Raw genomic sequence first — 10322 nt, forward strand, 5'->3', positions numbered from 1 at the left:
CGTCAGTGCTATGCTGGCTGGCTGTGGTGGCAGTGACGATAACAAAGGCGACACCTCCAGCTATCTCGACTATCTGTTGACCGGTTCCAACGCCGTGCGCCCCAGTGCCCTGGCGGCCCGGGCCAGCGATGGCACCCTGAAATTCTCCACCGAAACGGCGGATCTCTCCAACCCGGTGTCGGCCATGTCGACCCTGGATGGCTGGTCCACGACCCAGGCCATCCAGATCGTGCCCGTCACCTCGTCCGGCATCACTGTCCAGGCACCGGCTGCCGCCGAGTTTGCCGCCTCGGTGGCCCCGCTCTACCTGCTGGAGCTGAGTTTTGACAGCACAGCCCTGCGCCCGAGCGGCGTGAAGAAGGTGCTGACCTACGGGGTGGACTTCGTGGTGGCCGCCTCGGCCGGCAAGCTGAATCTGGTACCGCTCAAGCCGCTGAACCCCTCCTCCTACTACATGATCGTGGCCACCGACTCCCTCAAGGACAGCAGCGGCAATGCGGTCAAGGCCGGCAGCGACTACGGCAACTACAAGAACAACGTCGGCAGCAATGCCCAGGAGCAGACCATCAACGGTCTGATCGCCCTGCAGGAAGGGTTGTTCAAGGCTGCCACCGGTGTCTCCACCGATCACGTCATCTTCTCCGACTGGTTCGGTACCCAGTCCGGTGCCGACGTGCTGGTGGCGGTGAAAGGGGCTGCGGCATCCGTGCTGAAGAGCCCGACCCTGGATGCGGCCGCCCTGTGGAAGCAGGATGCCAAGGGCAACACCAGCCTGCCGGGTACCTATACCCTGGCCGTGACTGGCAGCAACCCCTTCCTGACCCAGCTGGACGCCGAACAGTTCCTGCCGCAGGAGCAGAAAGATGCGCTGGCCACCGCCTTCGGCCCTGGCACCCCGCTCAACGGGTTGGCCCAGCTGACCACTGTCTATACCGGTACCGTCAAGCTGCCCTACTTCCTCTCCTCGCCGGCCACCGCCGGCTCCTGGGACAAGGCCAAGACCCAGTCCTGGCACGGCGCCATCCCCAGCCTGTACGCCATCGCCAATGCCCTGAAAGCGTCCGACAGCGAAGTGATCGCCGGGCTGGTGGGCGCGGGCGTGGACCCGGCCCTGCTGGCGACGCTGATTGCCGATCCGACCCGTCAGGCCGAACTGCTGGCCGAGGCGAGCAAGCTGATCGGGGTGACCCTCACCTCCGGCGGCAAGCCGCTGGATGCCGAGCAGAACATCGGCCGCTTCAACCCGCTGCCCAAGCTGGAAGAGGTGCAGTCGGTGCCGATGCGGGTCTTCGCCAAAGATGCCCTCAACACCATCACCGACGTGATCATCTACCAGCACGGTGTCACCTCGGTGAAAGAGAACGCCTATGCGCTGGCGCTGGGCCAGATCTATGCCGGCATGCAGGCAGGCAAGAAGGTGGCGCTGGTGGTGATCGATCACCCGCTGCACGGTGAGCGCGGCTTCGCCCTGAGCGGCAGCATGGACACTGTCACTACCGCCGACAATCCGACCCCCTACCTGAACCTGAGCTACCTGACTGTGGCCCGCGACAACCTGAAACAGAGCGTGGCGGATCTGCTGGGCCTGCGTCTGGCGGTCGGTCTGGCCAATGCCAATGGCGCCATCGGCACCGCCGGCAGCCTCAAGGTGCACTTCCTGGGCCACTCCCTGGGCGCCATCTCCGGTACCAACCTGCTGGCGGTCGCCAACCAGTCCATCGGCAATGCCCAGGCGGATGCCCTGTTCAAGTTCGACACCGGTGGCCTGGCCATGCCGGGTGGCGGCATAGCGCCGCTGCTGCTGAACTCGCCGACCTTCGGTCCGACCATCAAGATGGGCGTGCTGACCAGCAGTAGTGCCTAGCTGAAAGCGGGCTTCACCGCCTACGCCCCCAGCTGCCAGACCGCGGTGCCGACCTGCTTCGTCAACGAGTTCCTGCCGAGCCTGAGCGCCACCCAGCAGGCCGCTGCGGCCAGCACGCTGCAGAGCTACAGCTTCGCGGCCCAGTCGGTGCTGGATTCGGCTGACCCGATCAACCTCGGCAGCGGCATCAAGAGCGACTTCCCGCTGTTCGCCACCGAGATCGTTGGCGATGGCGCGCTGAGCCTGTCGGATCAGGTGATCCCGAACAGCATCGCCTCCGCCCCGCTGGGCGGCACCGAGCCGCTGTTCAAGGTGCTGGCGCTGCAACCGCTGACCGCCACCGGTGCGGCCAGCCACAACGCGGCCCGCTTCGTGGCTGGTGGTCACAGCTCGCTGCTGGCACCGGACGAGAACTTCGATCCGAGCGGCGACGTGACCACCGAGATGCAGTCCGAGTTTGCCAGCTTCTTCATGAGCGGCGGCACTGCGGTCAAGGTGACCAACGGCAGCCTGCTCAAGCAGTAAGCCAGTTGGCCAATGAAAACGCCGCCCCTCGGGGCGGCGTTTTTTTTCGTGTATAGCACTCGTAGCCGGGTGGGCCAGATCAGCAGACGTGTTGGCTGCCGAGCCGATCGCAGCAACTCAGGCGGGCTGGTGGTGTCTGTCCAGCCAGCCCTGCAGCAGACCGACCAGCAGGCCGGCCAGGTGGGCCATGTTGGCGGTACGGGTGCCGAGCAGATCGAAGAAACCGAGCGCCAGCCAGAACAGCATGAAGCCCATCAGTGCCGGCGGCAGGGTGAGGCCGCAGGCCGGCTGCACCTTGCTGCGCAGCCAGCAGTAGCCGAGCAGGGCATAGACCACCCCGGAGAGGCCGCCAAACAGCGGGCCGCTGGCGAAGAACTCGGCCAGGTTGGGCAGGGCAGCACCGACCAGCAGCAGGATCAGCAGCTTGCCGCTGCCGAGTCGCTGTTCGATCTGGCCCCCCAGATACCACCACCACAGCAGGTTGAACACCAGGTGCAGCACCGAGAAGTGGATGAAGGCCGGGGTGAAGTAGCGCCACGCCTGCCAGTCGGTGAACTGGGCCAGGGTCGGGTGAAAGGCCAGCTCGTCGAAGATCGGCAGGCCGATGGCGTCGAGCCCGTAGATGGCCAGACAGGCGATGATCACCACCAGGGTCAGCGGCCCCGCCTGATGAAGGAAGTCGGTGACCGGGTCGCTCATCCCCTTGCTGTAATCGATGCGGGCATCGGCCCGGCCGGACTGCCAGGAGGCCTCCATGTAGCGGGGGTGGCTCGGCTCGGCCAGGAAGCGCTTCACCTCCTGCTGGGCCTGGGCGAGGCGCTGCTCGTCCGCCAGCCAGATGGTGACCCCCAACTCCGACTGGGTCAGCTCGCACGAGATGCCGAGGGTGGAGAGGTAGTCCACCAGCGCCTGGGCCATGCGGGCGTTGTCGAGCACCAGCAGCTGGATCATGCGTCGCCCGCCTGGATCGGGAACTCCCTGCGCCACGCCTCGAAGCCACCATCCAGGCTGTAGACCTCATCGTACCCCTGTTGCAGCAGGTACTGGGCGGCGCCCTGGCTGCTGTTGCCGTGATAGCACATCACGATCACCGGGGTGTCGAAGTCCACCTCGTTCATGAAACGCACCAGGGTGCCGTTGGTGAGGTGGAAGGCGCCGACCGCGTGGGCCGTCTCGAACGACTGGGGGTCGCGAATATCCACCAGGCGGGCTTCACCGGCGCTGAGCTTCTGGTGGGCATCATGGGCACTGATATGGGCAAACTGGTCCATTAACATGTCCTGCGAATAGGTGATTGAGGGCCAGTTTACCGCAAGCGGGGGCCGGCGCTAAGCCCGCAATGTGTCCGGTTATTGCCGGGGCCGAGCGCAATTTCCTTCAATACCCGCGGCGGGGCGCCCGCTAGGCTGGGGGCTCCTTTTGCCGATACGAGCGTTATTCATGGAGACGAGTCTGCTGTTATCCATGGCCGGGTTTGCCCTGGCCATGTCCATCACCCCGGGGCCGGTCAATCTGGTCGCCCTCGGCAGCGGCGCCAGGCATGGCTTTGCGGCCAGCCTGCGCCACGTGGTCGGGGCCACCCTAGGGTTTATCCTGCTGTTGTTGCTGATGGGATTGGGGCTGGGCGCCACCCTGCTGCAATGGCCGGCGGCGGCCGAGCTGCTGCGCTGGGGAGGGGTGATCTTCCTCGGCTGGATGGCCTGGCAACTGCTGGTGGACAGCGGCCGGGTGGAAGGGGTCGACGGGGTGGCGCCCTCCTTCTGGTACGGGGCGTTGATGCAGTGGCTCAACCCCAAGGCCTGGCTCGCCGCCAGCATGGGGATGGGGGCCTATGGCAGTGCGGGCGGGGTGGGGCAGGTGGCCCTGTTCAGCGGCCTCTACCTGGTCATCTGTCTGTGCTCCATTGCTTGTTGGGCCTATGCCGGCAGCCGCCTGCAGGGGTTGCTGCTCGCGCCGCAGCGGCTGCGCTGGTTCAACCGGGCGATGGCGCTGTTGCTGCTGCTCTGCGCCGCCTATCTGGTGCGCTAGCCCGGCCGGGTCAGCTGGTTGCGGTAGTGACCCGGGGTGGCAGCCACCCGCCGTTTGAACTGGCGCTGGAAGTGGGCCTGATCGGCAAAACCGCTGGCCAGCGCCACCTCCGCCAGCGGCTCTCCCCTCCTGAGCAGGGTGCGGGCATGGCGGATGCGCTGATCGAGCAGGTAGGCGTGGGGCGTCATGCCGTAATGGCGGCTGAAGCTGCGCACGAAGTGGGAGGGGGTGAGCCCGGCCACCGCACTCAATTGCGCGAGGGTGAGGGCGCTGCTGCAGTCGTCCTGCATCAGCTCGGCGGCCCGTTGCAGGTGCTGCGGCGGCCGATCGTCCCAGCTGGCCGGGGTGAGCCTGGCCAGCAGCTGACGACTGAACTGGTGGCAAGCCACCTCGCGCGCCAGCGGCTCCGGCTCCTGCCACAGCTGCCGATGGAGCCGGCACAGCCCCTGGTAGAGCAGGGGATCCCGGCTGGCGGTCATGTCGAAGGGGCGAAATTCGCGGCCCAGCCCGGCTTCCTCCTGCTGGCGCTGCAACCAGCCGGTGTCGAGGTAGAACATCAGATAGGACCAGGGTTCATCGGCTACCGGGTTGCAGGCGTGCACCTCTTCCGGGTTCATCAGCACCAGGTGGCCGCGGCCGACCTCCTGCCGGCTGCGCTGGTTAAGATAGTGGCTGTGGCCACCGGTGATGGCGCCGATGGAGAAGTGGGGATGGCTGTGCTTGTCGTAGCAGACGCGGCGGCCATCCTGCACCGCCCGCGCCTCGATGAAGGGCAGGGCCGGATCGTGCCAGAAACTGTGGTGATCCGGCGCCGTGTCGGCCCTGCTCATGGGTCAGCCGCCGAGATAGGCCTGGCGGACGGCCGGGTTGGCCAAGAGGGCGGCCCCCGTGTCCTGCAGCACCACATGGCCGTTCTCCAGCACGTAGCCGCGATCGGCCAGCTTGAGCGCCTGGTTCGCGTTCTGCTCCACCAGGAAGATGGTCATGCCGTCGCGGCGCAGCTGCTCTATGGTGTCGAAGATCTGCTGGATGACGATGGGGGCCAGCCCCAGCGAGGGTTCATCCAGCAGCAGCAGGCGCGGCTTGCTCATCAGGGCGCGGCCGATGGCCAGCATCTGCTGCTCGCCGCCGGACATGGTGCCGGCACGCTGCTCCAGGCGCTCGTGCAGGCGGGGGAACAGGGTGAAAATCTGATCCAGCAGGCCGCGCTGCTCGGCCTTGTCGACGAAGAAGGCCCCCATCAGCAGGTTCTCCTCCACCGTCAGGCGAGCGAAGATGCGGCGCCCTTCCGGCACCACGGCGATGTCCTTGCGCATGATGCGGGCGGTGGAGAGCGAGTCTATCTGCTCCCCCTCGAACCAGATGGAGCCGCTGCTGGGTTTGGGCTCGCCGCACAGGGTCATCAGCAGGGTGGTCTTGCCGGCGCCGTTGGCGCCGATCAGGGTGACGATTTCCCCCTCTTTCACCTGGACGCTGACATCGTGCAGCGCCTGGATCTTGCCGTAGTGGGTCGATACGTTGCGAAGTTCTAACATCGTGACTCCTGTGTTTACGATTCGCCCAGATAGGCCTTGATCACTGCCGGATTGCTGCGGATTTCATCCGGCTTGCCGTGGGCCAGCGGGGTACCCTGGTTGACCACGAAGATGCGGTTGGAGATCTCCATCACCAGCTTCATGTCGTGTTCGATCAGCAGCACCGAGACCCCGAACTCGTCCCGCAGGTTGGAGATAAGCTCGTTCAGCTCGTCGGTCTCGTGGGGGTTGAGGCCGGCGGCGGGCTCGTCCAGCATCAGCAGCTCGGGCCGGGTCGCCATGCAGCGGGCGATCTCGAGCCGGCGCTGCTGACCATAGGCCAGGTTGCCGGCGGCGCGGTTGGCGAGATCCTTGAGCCCCACCTTCTCCAGCCAGAAGGCGGACTGCTCCAGCCCCTCCCGCTCGGCGCGGCGAAAGGCCGGGGTCTTGAACAGCCCGGCAAGAAAGCCGGTGTTGAGGTGCCTGTGCTGGGCCACCAGCAGGTTTTCCACCGCCGTCATGTCCTTGAACAGCCGCACGTGCTGAAAGGTGCGCACGATTCCCTTGCGGGCGATGAGGTGGCCGGGCAGTCCCTGGATCTCCTCGCCCTTGTAGCGAATGATGCCGCCGCTCGGGCGGTAGAAGCCGGTAAGGCAGTTGAAGATGGTGGTTTTGCCGGCCCCGTTGGGACCTATGATGGAGATCACCTCCCCCTTTTCCACATCCAGCTTGACACCGTTGACCGCCAACAGGCCGCCGAAACGCATCGACAGATCAGAGACTTCCATTAACTTCTGATTTGCACTCATTTTTTCAACTCCAGATGCGGACGGGTCATCGGCAGCAAGCCCTGTGGCCGCCAGATCATCATGAACACCATCAAGAGGCCGAACATCAGCATGCGGTACTCGTTGAACTCGCGGGCCAGCTCCGGCAGGACCGTCATCACGATGGCGGCCAGTACCACCCCGATCTGGGAGCCCATGCCGCCCAGCACCACGATGGCCAGCACGATGGCCGACTCGATGAAGACGAAGGACTCCGGGCTGATGAAGCCCTGGCGCGAGGCGAAGAAGCTGCCGGCAAAGCCCGCGAAGCAGGCGCCTATGGTGAAGGCGGTCAGCTTGATGATGGTGGGGTTGAGCCCCAGCGACTTGCAGGCGATCTCGTCTTCCCGCAACGCCTCCCAGGCGCGGCCGAGCGGCATGCGCAGCAGGCGGTTGATGACGAACAGGGTCGCCACCACCAGCACCAGCGCCATCAGGTAGAGGAAGATCACCTTGTGGTTGGCGTTGTAGGCGATGCCGAAGAATTCGTGGAAGGTCTCGAAGCCGCCGTCCTTGACGGTGCGGTTGAACTCCAGCCCCCCCAGGGTCGGTTTGGGAATGCCGGAGATGCCGTTCGGGCCGCCGGTCAGGCTGGTCATGTTGTTGAGCAGGATGCGGATGATCTCGCCAAAGCCCAGAGTGACGATGGCCAGGTAATCCCCCCGCAGCCGCAGCACCGGGAAGCCGAGCAGGAAGCCGAAGGTGGCCGCCATCAGACCGGCGATGGGCAGGCACTCCCAGAAGCTGAGCCCGAAGTAGCTGTTGAGCAGGGCATAGCTGTAGGCACCGACCGCGTAGAAGCCGACGTAGCCGAGATCCAGCAGGCCGGCGAGGCCCACCACCACGTTCAGACCCAGCCCCAGCATGATGTAAATCAGGGTGAGGGTGGCCAGATCGATGGCGCCGCGGGAGGCCATGAAGGGCCAGCTCACCGCAAACAGCAGCACCAGCACGGCGGTCAGGTTATAGAGCTTGGGCGCCTCTTCCGGGCTTGGCAGCACCAGCTTGGTGAAGCCGACCGAGAAGCCGCTGATGGAGGCCTGGAACAGGCGGCTTATCTGGCCGCGCAGCATCTGGAACCAGAATACCAGGGTGGCACCGCCCAGCAGCCAGGCCAGCGACACGTCGAGCCGGCTCACTACCAGCAGGCGGGTGCCGTCGGTCTCCAGCTTGAAGCCGAGCAGCCAGAAGGAGAGCACCAGCAGTACCAGGCTGGCGATGCAGGCATGCATGAATTGGCGTTTCATCATACTTTCTCCACTTCCGGGCGGCCCAGGATGCCGGTCGGCATAAAGAGCAGTACGAAGATGAGCAGGGCGAACGCCATCACATCCTTGTATTCGGTGCTGAGGTAGCCGGCGGTGAGCGCCTCCACCACGCCGAGCAGCAGGCCGCCCAGCACGGCGCCGGGAATGCTGCCGATGCCGCCCAAGACCGCCGCCGTAAAGGCCTTCAAGCCGGCCATGAAGCCGAGGTAGGGGTTGATGACACCGTAATACATGCCGAGCAGCACGCCGGCGACGGCGGCCTGGGTGGCCCCCAGCACGAAGGTGATGGAGATGACCACGTGGGTGTCTATCCCCAGCAGGTTGGCCATCTTGATGTCTTCCGAGCAGGCGCGGCAGGCGCGGCCCATGCGGGAGCGGCCGATGAACTGGGTCAGTGCCAGCATGGTGATGAAGGTCACCACGAAGATGATGAGCTGCATCCAGGAGAGGCTGGCCTGGAAGCCGTCGGCCTCACCCAGGGTCCAGCCGCCGGAGATCAGGGTGGGCATGGCGATGTCGCGTGAGCCCTGGGCCATCCGCATCATGTTCTGCAGGAAGATCGACATGCCGATGGCGGAGATGAGGGGGATCAGCCGGTTGCCGCCCCGCAGCGGGCGATAGGCGACCCGCTCTATGGTCCAGCCATAGCTGCCGGTGATGATGATGCTGACCAGGAAGGCGCCCCCCAGCAGCAGAAAGGTGCTGTCGATGCCCATCATCATGAGCCCCGCCATCACCATGAAAGCGACATAGGAGCCGATCATGTAGACCTCGCCGTGGGCGAAGTTGATCATGCCGATGATGCCATAGACCATGGTGTAGCCGATGGCGATCAACGCATAGGTGCTGCCTATGGTTAACCCGTTCAGCAACTGCTGAACCAGGTAAAGGAAGTGTTCGGACATACTGCGTTCCCTGTACTTGCCCGCAAAGAAAGGAGGGGTGACTCACGTCACCCCGACCGGCAGATTACTTGAGTTGGGTAGAGGTACCGTCGGCGTGCCACTGGAACACACCGAATTCAAACCCTTTCAGGTCGCCGTTGGGAGCCCAGCTGAGGGGGCCCATCACGGTATCGACCGGCGCGGCCTTGATGGCAGCGGCGACGGCAGCCGGGTCATCCTCACCCGCCTTGGCGATACCGGCAGCCAGGGTTTGCACCGCGGCATAGGTGGTCCACACGAATGGACCGGAGGAGTCCTGACCCTTGGCCTTGAACGCGGCAACCAGCGGGGCGTTGGCCGGCACCAGGTCGTACTTGTTCGGCAGGGTGACCAGCAGGCCTTCGGAAGCCGGGCCGCCGATGGCGGAGATGTCCTTGTTACCCACCCCTTCCGGACCCATGAACTTGGCCTTCAGCCCCTTCTCGCCGGCCTGACGCAGGATCAGACCCAGCTCCGGGTGGTAGCCGCCGTAGTAGACGAAGTCGACGTTCTCTTTCTGCAGCTTGGCGATCAGGGCGGAGAAGTCCTTGTCGCCGGCGGTGATGCCTTCAAACGCCACCACCTTGACGCCGGCCTTGTCCAGCGCCGCTTTCACGCTGGAGGCGATGCCTTCACCGTACTGTTTCTTGTCGTGGATGACGGCCACGCGCTGGGGTTTGACCTGCTCGATGATGTATTTGGCGGCAGTCGGGCCCTGGTCGCTGTCCAGGCCGATGGTACGCAGCACCAGCTGATAGCCGCGCTCGGTGATCTTGGGGTTGGTGGAGGCCGGGGTGACCATCAGCACACCTTCATCTTCATAGATGTCGGAGGCGGGCAGGGTGTTGTCGGAGCAGAGATGGCCGACCACGAACTTGACGCCGTCGTTGATCACCTTGTTGGCGACCGCCACGGCCTGTTTCGGGTCACAGGCATCGTCATAGATGACGGCTTCGATCTGCTTGCCCTTGATGCCGCCGGCCTTGTTGATCTGCTCGACCGCCATCTTGCCGCCGGTGAACTGCATGTCGCCGTACTGGGCGACCGGGCCAGTGACCGGACCGGCGATGCCGATCTTGATGGTATCCGCCGCGTGGACCAGTGAGACCGATCCGAACAGGGCCATAGAAACCGCTGCCCTGACTGCCATTTTGCTCAACTTATTCATCGATTCGTCCCTTAATCAGTGGATTGTTTCATTTTCCGTGTGCCATTCCGAACCGTGATCCCGCCAGTCCGGCAATAGGTATGGTTCTATCATTCCTCGCTGGGCAATAACAAGCTGTTAAAGATACTAACCAGAGAGGGGGTAATAGTGCTTTTTTGAAACAAATATCTAATTACAGTTGTCTATTTAGAGGTTGATGCTGATG

The 10322-nt window shown here is 64.4% G+C and carries 9 protein-coding genes and 1 pseudogene; 2 read left to right on the plus strand and 8 right to left on the minus strand.

All coding sequences use genetic code 11. The features are described from left to right. Nucleotides 1-2389: pseudogene (locus CAK78_RS04845) on the plus strand (VolA/Pla-1 family phospholipase); the annotation flags it as partial. Nucleotides 2390-2506: 117 nt separating this feature from the next. On the opposite strand, the gene glpG reads toward CAK78_RS04845, so the two are convergent. Together glpG and glpE are read right to left on the minus strand one after the other, a co-directional pair. Continuing rightward, complete coding sequence (glpG, locus tag CAK78_RS04850; RefSeq protein WP_094696547.1) at nucleotides 2507-3340, minus strand: rhomboid family intramembrane serine protease GlpG; 834 nt, start codon at nucleotides 3338-3340, stop codon at nucleotides 2507-2509. Continuing rightward, entirely contained in the window at nucleotides 3337-3660 is a 324-nt protein-coding gene (gene glpE / locus CAK78_RS04855; RefSeq protein ID WP_005307320.1) for a thiosulfate sulfurtransferase GlpE, read from the minus strand. Before glpE ends, glpG begins: the two co-directional genes overlap by 4 nt. Nucleotides 3661-3730: 70 nt before the next feature. Here glpE and CAK78_RS04860 point away from each other — a divergent pair, with 70 nt between their 5' ends. Continuing rightward, on the plus strand, nucleotides 3731-4417 hold the full coding sequence (locus tag CAK78_RS04860; protein WP_094696548.1) for a LysE family translocator: 687 nt from the start codon (nucleotides 3731-3733) through the stop codon (nucleotides 4415-4417). Here CAK78_RS04860 and CAK78_RS04865 read toward each other — a convergent pair. The 6 genes from CAK78_RS04865 to CAK78_RS04890 all read right to left on the minus strand — a co-directional run bounded on the left by CAK78_RS04865 (nucleotide 4414) and on the right by CAK78_RS04890 (nucleotide 10117). Further along, nucleotides 4414-5247, minus strand: coding sequence for a helix-turn-helix transcriptional regulator (locus CAK78_RS04865; protein WP_094696549.1), 834 nt, complete (start codon nucleotides 5245-5247; stop codon nucleotides 4414-4416). The genes CAK78_RS04860 and CAK78_RS04865 overlap by 4 nt on opposite strands. Nucleotides 5248-5250: 3 nt before the next feature. Further along, nucleotides 5251-5952, minus strand: coding sequence for an ABC transporter ATP-binding protein (locus CAK78_RS04870; protein ID WP_011704138.1), 702 nt, complete (start codon nucleotides 5950-5952; stop codon nucleotides 5251-5253). A 14-nt stretch (nucleotides 5953-5966) separates the two neighbouring features. Beyond that, the gene (gene livG / locus CAK78_RS04875) at nucleotides 5967-6740 is read right to left on the minus strand and encodes a high-affinity branched-chain amino acid ABC transporter ATP-binding protein LivG (protein WP_094696550.1); all 774 of its coding nucleotides are present in this window, start codon (nucleotides 6738-6740) and stop codon (nucleotides 5967-5969) included. Further along, nucleotides 6737-8005, minus strand: a complete 1269-nt coding sequence (locus CAK78_RS04880; RefSeq protein ID WP_176452675.1) for a high-affinity branched-chain amino acid ABC transporter permease LivM — start codon at nucleotides 8003-8005, stop codon at nucleotides 6737-6739. Before CAK78_RS04880 ends, livG begins: the two co-directional genes overlap by 4 nt. Next, a complete protein-coding gene (gene livH, locus CAK78_RS04885; RefSeq protein WP_094696552.1) occupies nucleotides 8005-8931 on the minus strand; it encodes a high-affinity branched-chain amino acid ABC transporter permease LivH in 927 nt (308 codons plus the stop codon). The genes CAK78_RS04880 and livH overlap by 1 nt, the downstream gene beginning before the upstream one ends. Nucleotides 8932-8995: 64 nt before the next feature. Next, nucleotides 8996-10117, minus strand: a complete 1122-nt coding sequence (locus CAK78_RS04890) for a branched-chain amino acid ABC transporter substrate-binding protein (protein WP_005307334.1) — start codon at nucleotides 10115-10117, stop codon at nucleotides 8996-8998. Nucleotides 10118-10322 lie beyond the last annotated feature (205 nt).

Origin of the sequence: Aeromonas sp. A35_P, assembly GCF_002259925.1 — a bacterium.
Taxonomy (GTDB): domain Bacteria; phylum Pseudomonadota; class Gammaproteobacteria; order Enterobacterales; family Aeromonadaceae; genus Aeromonas; species Aeromonas dhakensis.

What these genes read in the sequence shown, in the direction of transcription:
- CAK78_RS04865 (WP_094696549.1), bottom strand. Translation starts at nt 5,247, where the DNA reads ATGAGCAGGGCCGACACGGCGCCGGATCACCACAGTTTCTGGCACGAT.
- livG (WP_094696550.1), bottom strand. Translation starts at nt 6,740, where the DNA reads ATGAGTGCAAATCAGAAGTTAATGGAAGTCTCTGATCTGTCGATGCGT.
- CAK78_RS04880 (WP_176452675.1), bottom strand. Translation starts at nt 8,005, where the DNA reads ATGAAACGCCAATTCATGCATGCCTGCATCGCCAGCCTGGTACTGCTG.
- CAK78_RS04890 (WP_005307334.1), bottom strand. Translation starts at nt 10,117, where the DNA reads ATGAATAAGTTGAGCAAAATGGCAGTCAGGGCAGCGGTTTCTATGGCC.
- livH (WP_094696552.1), bottom strand. Translation starts at nt 8,931, where the DNA reads ATGTCCGAACACTTCCTTTACCTGGTTCAGCAGTTGCTGAACGGGTTA.
- glpG (WP_094696547.1), bottom strand. Translation starts at nt 3,340, where the DNA reads ATGATCCAGCTGCTGGTGCTCGACAACGCCCGCATGGCCCAGGCGCTG.
- glpE (WP_005307320.1), bottom strand. Translation starts at nt 3,660, where the DNA reads ATGGACCAGTTTGCCCATATCAGTGCCCATGATGCCCACCAGAAGCTC.
- CAK78_RS04870 (WP_011704138.1), bottom strand. Translation starts at nt 5,952, where the DNA reads ATGTTAGAACTTCGCAACGTATCGACCCACTACGGCAAGATCCAGGCG.